Annotated in this window: 17 protein-coding genes, 1 rRNA gene and 1 pseudogene; 5 read left to right on the top strand and 14 right to left on the bottom strand. The window is 71.2% G+C overall.

What is annotated here, in order from left to right; genetic code table 11:
• Positions 1 to 20 precede the first annotated feature (20 nt).
• Both ACFZDE_RS09600 and ACFZDE_RS09595 read left to right on the top strand, forming a co-directional pair.
• Positions 21 to 134 (top strand): annotated as a pseudogene (locus tag ACFZDE_RS09600) (Scr1 family TA system antitoxin-like transcriptional regulator); the annotation flags it as partial.
• Between the two features lie 14 nt (positions 135 to 148).
• A complete protein-coding gene (locus tag ACFZDE_RS09595) occupies positions 149 to 355 on the top strand; it encodes a DUF397 domain-containing protein (protein WP_391198995.1) in 207 nt (68 codons plus the stop codon).
• Positions 356 to 433: 78 nt separating this feature from the next.
• Here the strand turns inward: ACFZDE_RS09595 and ACFZDE_RS09590 are convergent, their stop codons facing one another.
• The 5 genes from ACFZDE_RS09590 to ACFZDE_RS09570 all read right to left on the bottom strand — a co-directional run bounded on the left by ACFZDE_RS09590 (position 434) and on the right by ACFZDE_RS09570 (position 6283).
• The gene (locus ACFZDE_RS09590; RefSeq protein ID WP_391198993.1) at positions 434 to 2140 is read right to left on the bottom strand and encodes a uroporphyrinogen-III synthase; all 1707 of its coding nucleotides are present in this window, start codon (positions 2138 to 2140) and stop codon (positions 434 to 436) included.
• On the bottom strand, positions 2137 to 3156 hold the full coding sequence (hemC, locus tag ACFZDE_RS09585; protein ID WP_390992438.1) for a hydroxymethylbilane synthase: 1020 nt from the start codon (positions 3154 to 3156) through the stop codon (positions 2137 to 2139). Before hemC ends, ACFZDE_RS09590 begins: the two co-directional genes overlap by 4 nt.
• The gene (locus ACFZDE_RS09580) at positions 3153 to 4919 is read right to left on the bottom strand and encodes a glutamyl-tRNA reductase (RefSeq protein ID WP_391198991.1); all 1767 of its coding nucleotides are present in this window, start codon (positions 4917 to 4919) and stop codon (positions 3153 to 3155) included. The genes hemC and ACFZDE_RS09580 overlap by 4 nt, the downstream gene beginning before the upstream one ends.
• On the bottom strand, positions 4916 to 5680 hold the full coding sequence (locus ACFZDE_RS09575) for a redox-sensing transcriptional repressor Rex (RefSeq protein WP_390992432.1): 765 nt from the start codon (positions 5678 to 5680) through the stop codon (positions 4916 to 4918). Before ACFZDE_RS09575 ends, ACFZDE_RS09580 begins: the two co-directional genes overlap by 4 nt.
• 324 nt (positions 5681 to 6004) lie before the next feature.
• Positions 6005 to 6283: a glutaredoxin family protein gene (locus ACFZDE_RS09570; RefSeq protein WP_391198989.1), complete on the bottom strand. Its 279-nt coding sequence runs from the start codon at positions 6281 to 6283 to the stop codon at positions 6005 to 6007.
• A gap of 162 nt (positions 6284 to 6445) precedes the next feature.
• Here ACFZDE_RS09570 and ACFZDE_RS09565 point away from each other — a divergent pair, with 162 nt between their 5' ends.
• The 3 genes from ACFZDE_RS09565 to ACFZDE_RS09555 all read left to right on the top strand — a co-directional run bounded on the left by ACFZDE_RS09565 (position 6446) and on the right by ACFZDE_RS09555 (position 9970).
• Positions 6446 to 7363 (top strand): HAD-IB family hydrolase, encoded by a 918-nt coding sequence (locus tag ACFZDE_RS09565; protein ID WP_390992426.1) that lies wholly within the window; start codon positions 6446 to 6448, stop codon positions 7361 to 7363.
• A gap of 349 nt (positions 7364 to 7712) precedes the next feature.
• A complete protein-coding gene (locus ACFZDE_RS09560; RefSeq protein WP_390992423.1) occupies positions 7713 to 8483 on the top strand; it encodes an ECF subfamily RNA polymerase sigma factor, BldN family in 771 nt (256 codons plus the stop codon).
• A gap of 236 nt (positions 8484 to 8719) precedes the next feature.
• Positions 8720 to 9970, top strand: coding sequence for a DUF5667 domain-containing protein (locus ACFZDE_RS09555; RefSeq protein ID WP_391198987.1), 1251 nt, complete (start codon positions 8720 to 8722; stop codon positions 9968 to 9970).
• 115 nt (positions 9971 to 10085) lie between these two features.
• On the opposite strand, the gene ACFZDE_RS09550 is transcribed toward ACFZDE_RS09555, so the two are convergent.
• The 9 genes from ACFZDE_RS09550 to rrf all read right to left on the bottom strand — a co-directional run.
• Positions 10086 to 11141 carry a 1-acyl-sn-glycerol-3-phosphate acyltransferase gene (locus tag ACFZDE_RS09550; RefSeq protein WP_390992417.1) on the bottom strand — a complete coding sequence of 352 codons (1056 nt, stop codon included), beginning with the start codon at positions 11139 to 11141 and terminating at the stop codon, positions 10086 to 10088.
• Between the two features lie 14 nt (positions 11142 to 11155).
• Positions 11156 to 12217 carry an NAD-dependent epimerase/dehydratase family protein gene (locus ACFZDE_RS09545; protein WP_390992414.1) on the bottom strand — a complete coding sequence of 354 codons (1062 nt, stop codon included), beginning with the start codon at positions 12215 to 12217 and terminating at the stop codon, positions 11156 to 11158.
• A 211-nt stretch (positions 12218 to 12428) separates the two neighbouring features.
• Complete coding sequence (locus ACFZDE_RS09540; protein ID WP_003948845.1) at positions 12429 to 12527, bottom strand: 30S ribosomal protein bS22; 99 nt, start codon at positions 12525 to 12527, stop codon at positions 12429 to 12431.
• A 154-nt stretch (positions 12528 to 12681) separates the two neighbouring features.
• Complete coding sequence (locus tag ACFZDE_RS09535; RefSeq protein WP_004984898.1) at positions 12682 to 12894, bottom strand: helix-turn-helix domain-containing protein; 213 nt, start codon at positions 12892 to 12894, stop codon at positions 12682 to 12684.
• A 129-nt stretch (positions 12895 to 13023) separates the two neighbouring features.
• On the bottom strand, positions 13024 to 13839 hold the full coding sequence (locus tag ACFZDE_RS09530; protein WP_391198985.1) for a phosphatase: 816 nt from the start codon (positions 13837 to 13839) through the stop codon (positions 13024 to 13026).
• 667 nt (positions 13840 to 14506) lie between these two features.
• Positions 14507 to 15679, bottom strand: a complete 1173-nt coding sequence (locus ACFZDE_RS09525; protein ID WP_391198982.1) for an acetoin utilization protein AcuC — start codon at positions 15677 to 15679, stop codon at positions 14507 to 14509.
• Positions 15630 to 16850, bottom strand: coding sequence for an MFS transporter (locus ACFZDE_RS09520; RefSeq protein WP_391198979.1), 1221 nt, complete (start codon positions 16848 to 16850; stop codon positions 15630 to 15632). The genes ACFZDE_RS09525 and ACFZDE_RS09520 overlap by 50 nt, the downstream gene beginning before the upstream one ends.
• A 111-nt stretch (positions 16851 to 16961) precedes the next feature.
• Entirely contained in the window at positions 16962 to 17606 is a 645-nt protein-coding gene (locus ACFZDE_RS09515) for an HAD-IA family hydrolase (protein WP_391198976.1), read from the bottom strand.
• A gap of 62 nt (positions 17607 to 17668) precedes the next feature.
• A 5S ribosomal RNA gene (rrf, locus tag ACFZDE_RS09510) occupies positions 17669 to 17759 on the bottom strand; the annotation flags it as partial.

The raw sequence follows: 17759 nt of genomic DNA, 5'->3' as shown, positions 1-17759 counted from the left end.
CCGGCGAGCAGGGTGACAGCCTTGAACGGCTGTCGGAAGTCGCCCGGTTGCGGAACGTCGACCTTCAGGTGTTACCGCTGAGCCGGGAGGAGAACTCAGGCCTCGGCGGCCCCTTCCGACTCCTCAAGCTCAAGGTGCTGGGAGAGTCATGACCTTCAAGCCCTCTGACGGAGCCGACGGCAAGCTGGAGTGGATGAAGAGCAGCTACAGCTCCGACGACGGTCCTTCCTGCGTCGAGGTCGCCACCACCTTGGCAACCGTGCACGTGCGCGACTCCAAGGTCCCGGACGGTTCCCGCCTCGCCCTCACTCCCACCGCCTGGGCGACCTTCCTGCCGTATGCCTATGGACGCTGACGGAGTGAACGGAAGCGGCCCGCACCCGAACCCAAGGGCGCGGGCCACATCCGCACGTCAGTCGGCCACTCGTCCAGCTCAGGTCGTCGAACGCCGCCGCCGCGCCCCCGGCCGCCGCTCACTCGGCCGCGTCACGGGATCCCCCGCCTCCACGGCGGAAGCTCTCCGCTTCGCGCCGAAGCCGGCCAGGGCCTCCGCCAGCTTGTGGACGGACGGCTCGGGAGCCATGACGTCCACCCGCAGCCCGTGCTCCTCGGCGGTCTTCGCCGTGGCCGGGCCGATGCACGCGATCACGGTGACGTTGTGCGGCTTGCCGGCGATACCGACCAGGTTCCGCACGGTCGAGGACGAGGTGAAGAGAACGGCGTCGAAACCGCCGCCCTTGATCGCCTCGCGGGTCTCCGCCGGGGGCGGCGAGGCCCGCACGGTCCGGTAGGCCGTGACGTCGTCGACCTCCCAGCCCAGCTCGATCAGCCCGGCGACCAGCGTCTCCGTGGCGATGTCGGCCCGCGGCAGGAACACCCTGTCGATCGGGTCGAAGACCGGGTCGTAGGGCGGCCAGTCCTCCAGCAGACCTGCGGCCGACTGCTCACCGCTGGGCACCAGGTCCGGCTTCACACCGAACGCGATCAGCGCGTTCGCCGTCTGCTCGCCGACGGCCGCGACCTTGATGCCCGCGAAGGCACGCGCGTCGAGCCCGTACTCCTCGAACTTCTCCCGCACGGCCTTGACCGCGTTGACCGAGGTGAAGGCGATCCACTCGTAGCGGCCCGTCACCAGGCCCTTGACCGCGCGCTCCATCTGCTGGGGCGTGCGCGGCGGCTCGACGGCGATGGTCGGCACCTCGTGCGGCACGGCCCCGTACGACCGCAGCTGGTCGGAGAGCGACGCCGCCTGCTCCTTGGTCCGCGGCACGAGCACCTTCCAGCCGAACAGCGGCTTGGACTCGAACCACGCGAGCTGGTCGCGCTGGGCGGCGGCGGAACGCTCACCGACCACGGCTATCACCGGCCGGCCGCCCTCGGGCGAGGGCAGCACCTTGAGCTGCTTCAGCGTCTGCGCGATCGTGCCGAGCGTGGCGCTCCAGGTGCGCTGCCGGGTGGTGGTGCCGGCGACGGTGACCGTCATCGGGGTGTCCGGCTTGCGCCCGGCGGAGACGAGCTCGCCGGCCGCCGCGGCGACGGAGTCCAGCGTCGTGGACACGACGACCGTGCCGTCCGACGCCCCGACCTCCGTCCAGCACCGGTCCGACGCCGTGCGCGCGTCCACGAACCGCACGTCCGCGCCCTGCGCGTCGCGCAGCGGCACACCGGCGTACGCGGGCACGCCGACGGCGCTCGCGATGCCGGGGACGACCTCGAAGGGCACCCCGGCGGCGGCGCACGCCAGCATCTCCTCGGCGGCGTACGTGTCGAGGCCCGGGTCCCCGGACACCGCACGCACGACCCGCCTGCCGCCCCGTGCGGCCTCCATGACAAGATGTGCGGCATCCCGCACCGCGGGGGCGGCGACGGTGGTTGACGTGCCGTCAACTACCGTCAGCTGGGGCGTTCCTGTGCCCGGCGCGGGATCCTGGGAAGGATCCTGGTCCGTGTGCACTTCGGCGACGCCCTGCCTGGCGTGCTGACGTACGACGTCGAGCACCTCGTGCTCGGCGACGAGGACGTCGGCACTCGCCAGCGCCTCCACGGCGCGCAGAGTCAGCAGTCCCGGATCTCCGGGTCCGGCACCCAGGAAGGTGACGTGCCCGTGTTCAGGACCGGCGGAAAGGGTGGTGGGGCTCAATGTGCTCGCTCCCCCATCAGACCGGCCGCGCCCTGGGCGAGCATCTCGGCCGCGAGTTCGCGACCGAGCGCCATTGCCCCGTCGTGCGTCTCGGGCACGGGACCGGTGGTGGACAGCTGCACCATGCGCGTGCCGTCGGTGGTCCCGACGACGGCGCGCAGGCGCATTTCCTTGACAATCTGCCCGTCGGGAAGAAGGTCGGCCAGCGCGCCCACAGGGGCGCTGCAGCCTGCCTCCAGGGCGGCGAGCAGTGATCGCTCGGCCGTTACGGCGATCCGCGTGAACGGGTCGTCGAGTTCGGCGAGCGCGGCGACGAGGTCCGCGTTGCCCGCGGTGCACTCGATCGCCAGGGCCCCCTGGCCGGGGGCGGGCAAAACCGTGTCGACCGACAGGAAGTCGGTCACCTCGTCACCGCGGCCGATCCGGTTGAGTCCGGCGGCGGCCAGCACGACGGCGTCGAGCTCTCCGCTGCGCACGAACCCGATGCGGGTGTCGACGTTGCCGCGGATCGGGACCGTCGCTATGTCCAGGCCGTGGCTGCGGGCGTACGCGTTGAGCTGCGCCATGCGGCGCGGCGAACCCGTACCGATGCGGGCCCCGGAGGGCAGGTCGGTGAACTTCAGCGCGTCCCGGGCGACGATCACGTCCCGCGGGTCCTCGCGCACCGGCACGGCCGCGACGACCAGGTCGTCGGGCTGCGTGGTCGGCAGGTCCTTCAGCGAGTGCACCGCGAAGTCGACCTCGCCCTTGAGGAGCGCGTCGCGCAGGGCGGTCACGAACACACCGGTGCCGCCGATCTGGGCGAGCGCCTCACGCGAGACATCGCCGTACGTGGTGATCTCGACGAGCTCCACGGGCCGCCCGGTCACCCGGCTCACGGCTTCCGCCACCTGCCCGGACTGGGCCATGGCGAGCCTGCTGCGCCGGGTACCGAGCCTCAGCGCCCCTTGTGTGGCTGTTCCCTGCGGGGGCGTCTCAGCCGGTGCGCGCCCCCGGGGCTCACGCGTGTCAGTCATGCCGGCCCTCGGTCTTTCTCGGTGGTGCTGTCCTCGGCCCGGGAGACGGCGGCCACCGTCTCGGGGTCGAGGTCGAACAGGGTCCGCAGTGCGTCCGCGTACCCGGCGCCGCCGGGTTCGGCCGCGAGTTGCTTGACCCGCACGGTCGGCGCGTGGAGCAGTTTGTCGACCACACGCCGCACGGTCTGGGTGATCTCCGCCCGGTGCTTGTCGTCGAGGCCGGGCAGCCGTCCGTCCAGCCGGGCGATCTCGCCCGCCACGACATCGGCGGCCATGGTGCGCAGGGCCACCACGGTCGGTGTGATGTGCGCGGCCCTGAGCGCCGCCCCGAAGGCCGCGACCTCGTCGGAGACGATACGCCGTACCTGGTCCACATCGGCAGCCATCGGAGCGCCCGCGGAGGCCTCCGCCAGCGACTCGATGTCCACCAGCCGCACCCCGGCCAGCCGGTGCACGGCGGCGTCGATGTCGCGCGGCATCGCCAGGTCCAGCAGGAAGAGCACGGGCTCGGGCCGCTGCGGTTCCTCGACCGGCTCGGGCCGGCGCCGCTCGGGGATCCGCCCGACGGCGGCGGCGGTCGCGGCGAGCGCGGCGATGGCGTCGGTATCCGCGGCCGGGTCGAGCGTGCCGGTCTGTCCCGGCCGGGCGGCAGCGCCCGCGGGACGCCGGTCGCCGCCCACCGAGCCGTTGTCCACCCACGCCGCGTGCTGTTCGAGGTCGGCGGCGGCCATCCCGGCCACGGCCGCCTCGCCCAGCACGGAGAACCCGGCGGTGCCCTGCACCGCGGAGAGGTCGAGGGGGCAGCCGTCCTCGCTGCCGAGGCTGGTGCCCGAGGCGCCGCGCTGGGCCCCGGCGACGGGTCCGGGCTCGCCGCCCGGCGCTCCCGGTCCGTTCTGGCCGGGCCCGGCGGCCGGCGCGGGCGTCCGGCCCTCGACGGCCCCGGCGACCGAGTCGGCCGTCAGGACCAGGCCCGTCGCACCGGTGCAGGAGACGGTGACGTCGGCACGTGTCAGCTCGGCCGGCACCGATTCCATCGGTACCGCGCGGGCCGCCACGTCCGTGTCGTCGCCGTCCATCAGGATCTGGGCGAGCCGCTCGGCGCGGTCGAAGGTGCGGTTGGCGACGACGATCTCGGCGACCCCGGCCCGCGCGAGCGTGGCAGCGGCCAGGGACGACATCGACCCGGCCCCGATGACCAGGGCCTTCTTGCCCCGCGCCCACTGCTGTACGTCCCCGCCCCGGGCCAGCTGCTCCAGGCCGAAGGTGACCAGGGACTGGCCGGCGCGGTCGATGCCGGTCTCGGAGTGGGCGCGCTTGCCGACCCGCAGGGCCTGCTGGAACAGGTCGTTCAGCAGGCGCCCGGCGGAGTGCAGCTCCTGCGCCCGGGCCAGGGAGTCCTTGATCTGGCCGAGGATCTGCCCCTCGCCGACGACCATCGAGTCGAGACCGCAGGCCACCGAGAACAGGTGGTGGACGGCCCGGTCCTCGTAGTGCACGTAGAGATAAGGAGTGAGCTCCTCCAGACCCACGCCGCTGTGCTGGGCGAGCAGCGTGGACAGCTCGGCGACACCGGCGTGGAACTTGTCCACGTCGGCGTAGAGCTCGATGCGGTTGCAGGTGGCGAGCACCGCGGCCTCGGTGGCCGGTTCGGCGGCGACCGTGTCCTGGAGCAGCTTGACCTGCGCGTCCGCGGTCAGCGCGGCCCGCTCCAGCACGCTGACCGGGGCGCTGCGGTGGCTGAGTCCGACGACGAGGAGGCTCATGCCGGCATCACGGCGGGCATGTCCCCGTCGGGCCCCTGGTCGGTGGCGTCGCTGCGGGCGGCGGCGGTGGGGACGCCACCGTCGGACGCGGCGGCCTCCTCCCCGGCCTTGCGCTGCTCGTGGAAGGCGAGGATCTGCAGCTCGATGGAGAGGTCGACCTTGCGCACGTCGACGCCCTCGGGGACGGACAGCACGGTCGGCGCGAAGTTCAGGATGGAGGTGACACCGGCGGCCACGAGCCGGTCGCAGACCGCCTGGGCGGCACCGGCGGGGGTGGCGATGACACCAATGGACACGCCGTTGTCCTGGATGATCTTCTCCAGGTCGTCGGAGTGCTGCACCGGGATCCCGGCGACGGGCTTTCCGGCCATCGCGGGGTCGGCGTCGATCAGCGCGGCGACCCGGAAACCACGGGAGGCGAACCCGCCGTAGTTGGCCAGGGCGGCGCCGAGGTTACCGATACCGACGATCACAACCGGCCAGTCCTGGGTGAGCCCCAGTTCGCGGGAGATCTGGTACACGAGATACTCGACGTCGTAGCCGACACCCCTGGTCCCGTAGGAGCCGAGGTAGGAGAAGTCCTTGCGCAGCTTCGCGGAGTTGACCCCCGCCGCGGCCGCGAGCTCCTCGGAGGAGACCGTGGGGACGGAGCGCTCCGACAGCGCGGTCAGAGCGCGGAGGTACAGCGGAAGCCGGGCGACGGTGGCCTCGGGAATCCCTCGGCTGCGGGTCGCCGGTCGGTGAGTTCGGCCAGTTGCCACGGTGCTCCTGCGGGTAGAGCGGGGCTGTAGGCGGTCATACGTCCCTACATGACCGCCCCGTCGAATGCAGGCTATGTCTTTGTGAACGCGTGCACAAAGATGGTGTCCGATTTGCCCGGCCAACGTGACCGGGGTCACGCGCCCCCGGCGCACGCGCAGGGAACCGGCGCATACGCACCACCGTTCCTTGTCTTTCGGGGGCAAAACCGCACACTCTCCTCAGTGAATCCCGCCCCCGAGACCAAGTCACCATCGATCCTAAGCGACTCGACGGCCACTTTGGACTGATCAGTCAGTCGCTCACCGGGCGGGATCATGGCGGGATCAGTCGGTCAGCGCCTTGCGCAGGCGGCCCTCGTCCACGCGCCAGAACGTGTGCTGCCTGCCGTCCACCAGCACGACCGGGATCTGTTCCCAGTACTGGTCGTGCAGTTCCCGATCCTCGGTGATGTCCTTCTGCTCCCAGGGGACTCCCAGATCACCGCACACCTTCTCCACAACGACCTGTGCGTCATCACACAGATGACAGCCGGGCTTGCGGATCAGCGTGACGAGCCGGTCCCGAGGGGGCCTGCGACGGAAGAGGGGACTCATGTCGGCCATTGTCGCGCGGCCGCGCCCGGGCGGAACCCTCCCGAAAGCACCAGGGGACGCGCCGACCGCGCCCGTAGAGCCCGGCCTCTTTAACGACACGCTTGCCGAGAGTTCACAGGCTCCTGACCTTCCGGCTCCGGAACCCCCGAACAAACTGGCTATGCTCACGCCATGGCCGCTCTAGGATGGCTCACACCCCGTAGGCGCTCCGCCACGGCGCGGAGCGTTTTGGCAGGCGAGGCCTCGGCGGAGGCAGCCCGCAAATCCACGCAGGAAGCCGCCGGCACGACCGAGGAACCGCAGTTCCCGGTGCACGGCGACGACCGGGCCGCCGCCTTCTTCGACCTGGACAACACCGTCATGCAGGGCGCGGCCATCTTCCACTTCGGGCGCGGCCTGTACAAACGGAAGTTCTTCGAGACCCGCGACCTCGCGAAGTTCGCCTGGCAGCAGGCGTGGTTCCGCCTCGCCGGCATCGAGGACCCCGAACACATGCAGGAGGCCCGCGACTCGGCCCTCTCCATCGTCCAGGGCCACCGCGTCGCCGAACTCCAGTCGATCGGCGAGGAGATCTACGACGAGTACATGGCCGAGCGCATCTGGCCCGGCACCCGCGCCCTCGCCCAGGCCCACCTGGACGCCGGCCAGAAGGTGTGGCTGGTCACGGCCGCCCCCGTCGAGATCGCCACGGTCATCGCCCGCCGCCTGGGCCTGACCGGCGCCCTGGGCACGGTCGCGGAGTCCGTCGACGGCGTCTACACCGGCAAGCTCGTCGGCGAACCGCTGCACGGCCCCGCCAAGGCCGAGGCCGTCCGCGCCCTGGCCGCCGCCGAGGGCCTGGACCTCGGCCGCTGCGCCGCCTACAGCGACTCGCACAACGACATCCCGATGCTCTCGCTGGTCGGCCATCCCTACGCCATCAACCCGGACAGCAAGCTGCGCAAGCACGCCCGCCGTCTCGACTGGCGCCTGCGCGACTACCGCACCGGCCGCAAGGCCGCCAAGGTCGGCATCCCGGCCGCGGCGGGCGTCGGCGCGGTGGCCGGCGGCACCGCGGCCGCCATCGCCCTGCACCGCCGCCGCCGCTGACCAATCGATCAAACCGGGACACCATCGTTTACGGCCTGACAATCGCCGTAAATCCAACTGGCGTACCCCCACAACCGCATATCCAGTCCTCTTGGCTGCACACGGCCACAACACGCCCTGGACTCCGCCGCAATCCGAAGCTTTCCGATCAACAACCGTGCACTTCTTGGCACTTGATCAGGCGTCAATCGGTTACGGAAGCGACGTAATCGATGATTTGAGCAACTCGGTGTAGCAGTGCCTGCACGAAGCGTTATTCTCCTCAGACGCAAACCGGTACCCCTCCGTCGCTACGACGGGTGAAAGGTCCCGCACTGCACGTGATGGAAGCTCTGCCTCTGGGAGTCCCGTGTACCCACACGTCGGGGTTGACGCCTCGGGCCTGGCTACGCTGCGCGCAACGGTCCAAGACCTGTTGCGCGGCTTCGTCCCCACCGCGTACGCCGTCCCCGCATTCGCCACCGCCGCGCCCCTCGGCCCGTGCTACGCACTGGCCGAGGGCAGCGCCGCGGTCGGCAGACGAGGCCGCCCGTCCGGGGCGGCCACCGCCCGCCGCCCGGCGGCGGACAGCGACAGCGCCCGGATGATGGACCTCGTGGAGCGCGCCCAGGCCGGCGAGTCCGACGCCTTCGGCCGCCTCTACGACCAGTACAGCGACACCGTCTACCGGTACATCTACTACCGGGTCGGAGGAAAGGCGACCGCCGAGGACCTCACCAGCGAGACCTTTTTGCGCGCCCTGCGCCGCATCGGCACGTTCACCTGGCAGGGCCGTGACTTCGGCGCCTGGCTCGTGACCATCGCCCGCAACCTCGTCGCGGACCACTTCAAGTCCAGCCGGTTCCGCCTCGAGGTCACCACCGGCGAGATGCTCGACGCCAACGAGGTCGAGCGCTCCCCCGAGGACTCCGTCCTGGAGTCCCTCTCCAACGCCGCCCTGCTCGACGCCGTACGGCGGCTCAACCCCCAGCAGCAGGAGTGCGTGACGCTCCGCTTCCTCCAAGGCCTCTCCGTGGCCGAGACCGCCCGGGTGATGGGCAAGAACGAGGGCGCCATCAAGACCCTCCAGTACCGGGCCGTCCGCACCCTCGCCCGGCTCCTCCCGGAAGACGCCCGCTGACCGGCCCCCACCCTCGGCGACTTTCAACTCACGTTCCGTGACGGTTCGTTGACTTCGGCATCCGATCAGCCGGCGTCCGTAACCCAAGTGCCGCGCCGCTCGTTGTGCGGGATGCAGGCTCCCTGTGGTCACCCCCTGACCGGCTCCGATCACTCGATCGTGTGGTCGTGGTCAGGGTGTGCAACCCTCAGGACCCCCTGGGGAGTCGACCGTCATGACGAGAGGAGGTGCCGCCAGTGATCGCGAACGTATCGGCGCACCGGCGGGCGAACGCCTTCGCCCAGGCCCTGGAGGAGCAGCCCGAGCAGGGCACGGCGGCCGAGCAGCCCGAAGGAGCGGCACCGCCCCCGGCGGCCGCGGAACCGAGCGAGCAGGACCGCCATCTGGCGCTCGCCTCGGAGCTCGGCGCGCTGCCCAAGCCGGAGCTCGACCCGGAGGTCAAGGTCGTCCAGCGGGCCCAGCTGGTGGCCGCTTTCGAGGCCATGCTCCAGGAGGGCACCGCGGGCGGCGGGGCGACGGACAGCGCGGTCCCCGGGCAGCGTTCCCGGGCTCGTGGGGCGCACCGCGCGAGTTCGCTGAAGAAGTTCCGGCCGCGTTCCCGGCTCGCCAAGGGCCTCACCGCGGGCGGACTCAGCGTCGGAGTGGCCGCGAGCGCCTTCGGCGGAGTCTCCGCCGCGAGCTCCGACGCCCTGCCCGGCGACTCGCTCTACGGCCTCAAGCGCGGCATCGAGGACGTCACACTCGGCCTCGCCGACGGCTCGGACGAGCGCGGCCGGGTCTACCTCGACCACGCCTCCACCCGGCTCAGCGAGGCACGCCGCCTGATGGAGCGCGGCCGCAGCGGCCCCCTGGACCACGAGTCCCTCGGCGAGATCCGCCGCGCCCTGTCCGGCATGCGGCACGACGCGTCGGAGGGCCACCGGCTGCTGAGCGAGGCGTACCAGCGCGACCCGGACTCGCTGGGCCCGATCCAGGCCCTGTCCGCGTTCTCCAGCTCCCACCGCGAGGCCTGGGGCGAACTGCGCGAGCGACTGCCCGTCCAGCTCGGGGACGTCAGCGAGCAGGTGTCGTCCGTGTTCGACGCCATAGACGAGGACGTCGCCCCGCTGCAGTCCCTGCTGCCCGAGCCCCCGGCCACGAGCGGCGGCGACGGCAAGCGGCGCGGCGCCACCGAGTCGGCCCCCGGCGGCTCCTCCGGCACCGACCGCTCGACCCGCCCCAGCGACAGCGGCGGCAGGCACAGCGACGAGGGCCGGACCGGCACCGGCAGCCCCAGCCGCTCGGCCGGCTCCGGCAGCGAGGGCGACGGCCTGCTCGGCGGCAACACCGGCGGCCTCCTCGACCCACCGAAGGACAAGGGCGGCGAGGCCAGCACCTCCCCGTCGGCAGAGGGCAACACACCCGTCCCCGAGCCGGATGTGACCCTCCCACCGCTCCTGCCGGGCCTGCTGCCCGGCTTGGGCATCGACAGCGAGGACGCGAACTAGACGGCAGCGGTGGGGTGCCCCTTGAACGAGGGGCACCCCACCGTCGTAGTACGCGGCCGCAGTCGCACTACGCGACCTCAGTCGTACTAGGCGGCCTCAGTCGCATGAGGCGACCTCAGAAGAACACCGACCTCCGCTGCACCAGCAACTTGTACAGCGTGTGCTGGATCTGTTCCCTGACCTGGTCCGTCAGGTTGAACATCAGCATCGGGTCCTCGGCCGCCTCCGGCGGATAGCCGTCCGTGGGGATCGGCTCGCCGAACTGGATCGTCCACTTGGTCGGCAGCGGAATCGCCCCGAGCGGCCCGAGCCACGGGAACGTCGGCGTGATCGGGAAGTACGGAAATCCCAGTAGCCGCGCGACCGTCTTGGCGTTGCCGATCATCGGGTAGATCTCCTCCGCCCCGACGATCGAGCAGGGCACGATCGGCGTCCCCGCGCGCAGCGCCGTCGAGACGAAACCGCCCCGGCCGAAGCGCTGGAGCTTGTAGCGGTCCGCGAAGGGCTTGCCGAGGCCCTTGAAGCCCTCCGGCATCACCCCGACCAGCTCGCCCTGCTCCAGCAGCCGGGAGGCGTCCTCGGCGCAGGCCAGGGTGTGGCCCAGCTTGCGGGCCAGCTCGTTGACCACCGGCAGCATGAACACCAGGTCGGCGGCCAGCAGCCGCAGATGCCGGCCCGCAGGGTGGTTGTCGTGCACGGCGACCTGCATCATCAGCCCGTCCATCGGCAGGGTGCCGGAGTGGTTGGCGACGATCAGGGCGCCACCCTCGGACGGGATGTTCTCGATGCCCTTCACCTCGACCCGGAAGTACGTGTCGTACAGCGGGCGAAGCAGCGACATCAGGACCTGGTCGGTGAGCTCCTCGTCGTAGCCGAAGTCGTCGACCTCGTAGTCACCGGTGAGGCGGCGGCGCAGGAAGGCCAGCCCGCCCGCGATCCGCCGTTCCAGCCCGCCCTCGCCGTCCCGGGAAGGCTCCGGCGGCCGTTCATCGGAAGTCACGGGAACATCATCCTGCCCAGCGGCCCCGGTGGGCAGGGGCCGCACCTCACGTACCGGCACCGAGTCCGCGCCCGAGCGGCGGTTCCCGGCGCTCCGGCGCCGCTGCGGGCGCTGCACGGCGCTCCCACGGGACCGGTCGTCGTCGAACGGAATGACCTTGGCGTCCGCCATCGTTGATGCGCTCCTCAGTTGGCGCTCTGCGTCGGGGAGTGTCCGCCACCCGCGAGGGGCGAGTCGGCGATCCGGTCGACGGCCCCCGCGAGGGCCTCCGGCGGAAGAAGTCCGGGGCCCTGGCTGCGGGCGAAGTCCGCGAACGTCTCCGCGGTCGTGTACTTGGGCTGGAATCCCAGCGTTTCGCGCATCTGGCCCGTGGCCACCACCCGGCCGTGGGTGAGCAGCCGGATCTGCTCGGGCGAGAAGTCCGTCATGCCCAGCGTACGCACCAGCGAGCCCGCCCAGGTGACCGCTGGGAGCAGCAGGGGCACGGTGGGTCGCCCGAGGCGCCGGGAGCACTGGGAGAGCAGCAGCACACCGTCGCCGGCGATGTTGAAGGTGCCGCTGTTGAGGGTGCCGCGCCGGGGTTCGTGCGAGCCGATCCGCAGCACCTCGATCACGTCGTCCTCGTGCACGAACTGCAGCCGCGGGTCGTAGCCGAACACCGTCGGCAGGACCGGCAGCGCGAAGTACGAGGCGAGCGGGGTGTCCGCGGTCGGACCGAGGATGTTGGCGAACCGCAGCACGCACACGGCCACGTCGGGCCGGCGGCGCGCGAAGCCGCGGACATAGCCCTCGACCTCGACGGTGTCCTTGGCGAAGCCACCGCTGGGCAGGGACTTGGGCGGGGTCGTCTCGGTGAAGACGGCCGGGTCGCGGGGCGCGGAGCCGTAGACGTTCGTGCTGGACTTCACGACCAGGCGTTGCACGGCCGGGGACTTCTGGCAGGCACCGAGCAACTGCATGGTGCCGATGACGTTGGTCTCCTTCAGGGAGGCCCGGTTGCCGCTGCCCAGCGGCGTGCCCGTGACGTCCAGGTGGACGATCGTGTCGGCGCCGGTCTCGGCGAGCACCCGCGCGATCCCGGGCTGCCGGATGTCGGCCTGGATGAAGTCCGCGCCGCCCAGGTGGTGCTCGGGCGGCACCGCGTCCACGGCGACGACCCGGTCCACCTCGGGGTCCCGCTGGATCCGCCTGACGAACCGGCCCCCCAGCTGGCGGGCCACTCCGGTCACGAGCACGATCTTGCCCAAGATCAGCGCCTTCCTTCCAGAACGTCTTGCCCCCCGCCGCGTTCCCCCGTGGGGCCAACTTAGCGGGTTGTTGTTGCGCTGTGATGACCGCCCGATGCGCGAAGTGACCGGCTGCGGACATGGCTTCGGACGTGGCTTCGGACATGCGTGTGGCCCCCCACCCGTGGGTGGGGGGCCACAGCAACGCTCTCGCGGCTCGCGCGTCGCGAACTTACTTCTTGTTGCGACGCTGAACGCGCGTGCGCTTGAGCAGCTTGCGGTGCTTCTTCTTCGCCATCCGCTTGCGCCGCTTCTTGATAACAGAGCCCACGACTACCCTCGCTCACTTCTCATCACTCGGTGTTTGGGCGCCATGGGCCCATACGACCTACGAGGGGCCAGCCTACCCGTCCGAGCGCTGAGGTCGTAATCGAGGAGGCCGGGGGGATCCCGAGTGCCCTGTGGGGATCACCCCGGCCCTGCCGTCAGGCGGTTTCCACCCCCACGTAACTCTCGCGGAGGTACTCGTGAACCGCTTGCTCCGGGACGCGGAAGGACCGCCCCACACGGATCGCGGGCAGATGACCGCTGTGCACCAAGCGGTACACGGTCATCTTCGACACTCGCATCACCGAGGCGACTTCCGCCACGGTAAGGAACTGAACCTCGTTCAGAGGCCTCTCGCCAGCTGCAGCCATGACACACCTGAACCTTCCGCACTCGACGGCCACCGGCTTCCCCTTCCGGTGACTCTTCGTCGCTGCGTGCTCACTCCCCAATGTAGGTGCCAGTGATGCGAGTGGGGAAGAGGTGCACCCATCGGCGGCCTACTGTGACAGACACGCCCGATTGAGTACGTAGCGGGTAAGCGGCAGGTAGTAATCGGACCGCACGCCGTCATCAAGTGGAACGGCCACGGCCACGGACCCCTCGGCCTCCCCCACGAACAGCGCCGGGTCGTCCGTATCGGCCGGCCCGATGGCCTCGAACCCCAGCTGACCTGCCCCGCAGACCCACCCGTGGTCCCCGATCACCAGCTCGGGAAGGGGCCCGCCGACCTCCGCACAAGCGGCCAGCACGGTACGAACCGGGAGTGGTGAGTGCGTATGTGCGCCGGGCTCACAACCGGGGCGTTCCTCACCGGGGGTCCGCACCAGCGCGACTCCTCGTACGTAGTCGAGGTTGTACGTACGTAGACCGAACCGGGTCGTTATGTCGACACGACGACCCTGCGCCGGGGTGAGAACGGCACATCCGGCCGCCGACAGCGCGTCTGCCAGAGCGCCGTAGAAGCCGAGCAGCCGGTGCGGGTGCCCGGTGCCGAGGAGCACGGGAGCACCCCGCCCGGCGGCCTCCGCGAGACGCTCCGCGAAGGCGTCCAGCGCCGCCAGGGTCCGCTCCGGATCGATCACGTCCTGACCGGAAACCAGCCGGGAATCGGCCGAAACACCACACCGGTCCGCCATCAGCTCGATCAACTCCCGCTGCCCCCAGACCCCTTCGGGATCGATACCGAGCAGCACCCGAGGGTCCCGGGCCGCGAAGAGCCGGTAACTGCGCAGGCTCTCCTCCCGCGAGGTCGCCACGGTCCCCGCGAGCCGGGCACCCACCAGATGCGCACGCAGGGCTTCGCTGGTCAGCACAAGAAGATCGTGCGTGACCGGAACTCCCCCTGTCCCGAGAACCCACGAACACCGCACGGTCGGCCTAGGCGGTGTCCGCGGAGCCCGTCGGCCCCGCGGAGGGCTCCACGGACGACCTCGCCGACGGGCGGACGGGCGGGGCTCCGCGGACGGACGGGCGGACGGGGCTCCGCGGACGGACGGGCTGACGGGCTGGGCGGGCTGGGCGGGCTGCGCGGGCTGGTACTAGGACGGCGGGCCCTTGCGGACACGGCCTGGGTCCGCCGGACCCGCCGGTCCCGCCATGCCCCGCCGGACCCGCCATGCCCCGCCCGACCCGCCACATCCCGGCCGACCTGCCAGGTCCCGCCGGTCGCGCCATGCCTCGCCCGACCCGCCATGTCCCGTTGGACCCGCCAGGTGCCGCCGGTCCTCTCCCGACCCGCCACATCTCGGCCGACCTGCCAGGTCCCGCCAGGTCCCGGCCACCCGCCATGCCTCGCCGGACCCTCCAAGTCCCGCCGGTCCCGGCATGCCCTGCCGGACCCGCCAGATCCCGCCGGACCCACCAGATCCCGCCGGACCCGCCATGCCTCGCCCGACCCGCCAGATCCCGCCGTCCCGCCGGACCGCCGTCCCGCCGGACCGCTAGACATCAGCGGTCGGCACGACGTCACGCGGCACTCCCTCAGGCCAGCAGCCCCCGCAGCGGGAACGCCGCCCGTCGGGTGGCCAGCACCGCCTGGTCCAGCCGGTCCGCCGGGTCGTAGCCCTCGTCCCAGCCCGACCAGGCCACGGGCCAGCGCCCGTCCGTCATCCGCGCCGGAGCCAACTGCCGCGTCCTCGCGAACACTTCCTGCCGCCAGCCCTCGGGGATCATCGCCTCGGGCTCCACGGCCCGCCCGGCCGCGATCGCGACCAGGTGCGTCCACGAGCGCGGCACCACGTCGACCACGGCGTAACCGCCCCCGCCCAGCGCCACCCACCGACCCTCGGCGTACTCGTGCGCCAGGTCGTGACAGGCCAGCTGCACCGCCCGCTGGGCGTCCAGCGACACCGCCAGATGCGCCAACGGGTCCTCGAAGTGCGTGTCGGCCCCGTGCTGCGTCACCAGCACCTGCGGCCGGAAGCCGGCGATCAGCTCCGGCACGACCGCGTGGAACGCCCGCAGCCATCCCGCGTCCCCCGTCCCGGCCGGCAGCGCCACGTTCACCGACGAGCCCTCCGCGGAGTCCGCCCCGGTCTCCTCCGGCCACCCGGTCTGCGGGAACAGCGTCTGCGGATGCTCGTGCAGCGAGATCGTCAGCACCCGCGGGTCCTCCCAGAACGCCGCCTGCACCCCGTCCCCGTGATGCACGTCGACGTCGATGTACGCGACCCGCTCCGCCCCGAGCTCCAGCAGCCGCGCGATCGCCAGCGAGGCGTCGTTGTAGATGCAGAACCCGGACGCACCCCCCGGCATCGCGTGGTGCAGCCCGCCCGCGAAGTTCACCGCGTGCAGCGCCTCGCCCCGCCACACGGCCTCTGCCGCCCCCACCGACTGCCCGGCGATCAGCGACGACACCTCGTGCATCCCGGCGAACGCCGGATCGTCCATGGTCCCCAGCCCGTACGACTGGTCCGCCGCCCCCGGATCAGCCGACGCGGCTTTCACCGCCTCGATGTAGTCCTGACGGTGGACGAGCCGCAGCGTCGACTCCCCGGCCGCCTTCGCGGCGACCACCTCCACCTCACGGTCCAGCCCGAAGGCGCCGACCAGTCTCCGGGTCAGGGCGAGCCGGACCGGGTCCATCGGGTGCCCGGAACCGAAGTCATAGCCCGTTACTGCCTCGTCCCACATCAGCTGTGCGCGGCCGCTCATGCCCGCCACCGTATCGGTCCGGTTGAGGCGCGAACGAACGGGCGTACACCAGCGTCACCAGCACCAACACCATCGGCACCAGCATGGCCCCGCGGTAACTCCACAGATCCCCGAGCGCCCCGACCAACGGCGAACCGATCAGGAACCCCACATAGTTGAAGACGTTCAACCGCGCGACTGCCGCGTCCGACGCCCCCGGGAACAGCCTCCCGGCCGCCGCGAAGGTCTGCGGCACCAGCACGCACAACCCCAGCCCCAGCAGCGTGAACCCCAGCATCCCGACCCACGCCCCCGGCGCCGCGGCCACCACGGCGAACCCGCCCGCCGCCACCAGCGCCCCGCCCCGCACCACCGCGACCGCCCCGAACCGCCGCACCCCGAGGTCCCCGATCGCCCGCCCCAGCAGCGTGGTCACCATGTACACGTTGTACGGCACCGTCGCCATCTGCTCCGAACTCCCGAGCACGTCCTGAAGGTACTTGGCACTCCAGTTGGAAACCGTCGAGTCCCCGATGTACGCGACCGTCATCACCAGGCACAGCGGCAACAGCCACTTGAAGACGAGGACCTGGCCCTCCCCGGCCTCCTTCTCCGCCTGGGCAGCCGCCCCGCCCCGGTCGTCGACGTACCAGCGGCTTCCCACCAGCACGGCCGGCAGCAGCACCAGCACGACCGGCAGGTACGACACCCACAAGGCCAGATGCCAGTGCGCCCCCACCCACGCCAGCGACGCACCGACGATCCCGCCCAGGCTGTACGCCGCGTGGAAGCTGAGCATGATGCTGCGCCCGTACGCCCGCTGAAGGCTCACCCCGAGCATGTTCATCGTCGCGTCCAGCACCCCGACGGCAAGACCGAAAGCGGCGAGCGCGATCCCCAGCTCGATCATCCGCTCCCCGGCCCCGACGCCGAGCAGCGCCAGCAGCACCACGGGCTGGGACCACCGCAGCAGCATGCTGGGCCGCACGCGCTTCACCAGACGCTCGGTGGTCACGCTCCCGATCCCGGCGAGGATCGGCACGGCGGCCAGGAACGCGGGCAGCATCGCGTCGGACACCCCGTACCGGTCCTGGATGGCCGGGATTCTCGTCACGAGCAGCGCGAAGGCGACGCCCTGCACCAGGAAGCCGAACGCCAACGAGCCCCTGCCGCGCCGCAGCACATCAGTCATGGCGGCGAGCGTAGGGCCCCGGCCTACCCGTGGGTAGATCCAGCCAAAGATGAATTTCCCTCAACTTCAATGGGTCCGGGTTTACGGGGTCGGCTCACACCAACAGGCGGCTCACAGCAGCACGTCGACGAGCTCCCCCATGTCGGAGAAGAGCCCGGTGGCCCCAGCCAGCTTCTCCGCGGGCGTCATCGCGGTGAACCCGTACACGTCCATCCCGGCCGCGACCGCCGCCCGCACGCCCAGCGGACTGTCCTCGACGACGACACACCGCTCCGGCGCAACCCCCATCCGCTCGGCCGCGTGCAGGAAGAGATCCGGGGCCGGCTTGCCCCGCCCGACGTCCTGCGAGCTGAAGATCCGCCCCTCTTCGAACCACCGGTCGAGTCCGGTCGTCCGATGCCCCACACGAATCCGCTCATGGCTTCCGGAGGACGCTACGCAGTACGGCACTCCGTCGGCGGCCAGCTTCTCCAGAACCTCACCGGCCCCGGCCACGGCGACGAGTTCCTGCTCGAAGGCCGCGAACACCCGCGTGTGGAAGACGTCGTCGAAGTCCTCCGGCAGCCGCTGCCCGGTCCGTTCGAGCACCAGCTCGTGAATGCGATGCATCGCCGACCCCATGTAGTCCCGAACGGACTCCTCGTAGGAGGTGGGATGTCCCAGCTCGGTGAGGTACGCCGCGAGCAACCGATTGGAAATGGGCTCACTGTCGACGAGCACACCGTCGTTGTCGAAAATCACGAGGTCATAGCGCATGGATTCGAGCTTAAACGCAGAAAACCCCCGCATCCGAAGATGCGGGGGTTTTCCCAAAAATTGTTCGGCGGCGTCCTACTCTCCCACAGGGTCCCCCCTGCAGTACCATCGGCGCTGTAAGGCTTAGCTTCCGGGTTCGGAATGTAACCGGGC

Source organism: Streptomyces sp. NPDC007929, assembly GCF_042959065.1.
Lineage (GTDB): Bacteria > Actinomycetota > Actinomycetes > Streptomycetales > Streptomycetaceae > Streptomyces.
This window is presented reverse-complemented; position numbering and strand designations above follow the sequence as displayed.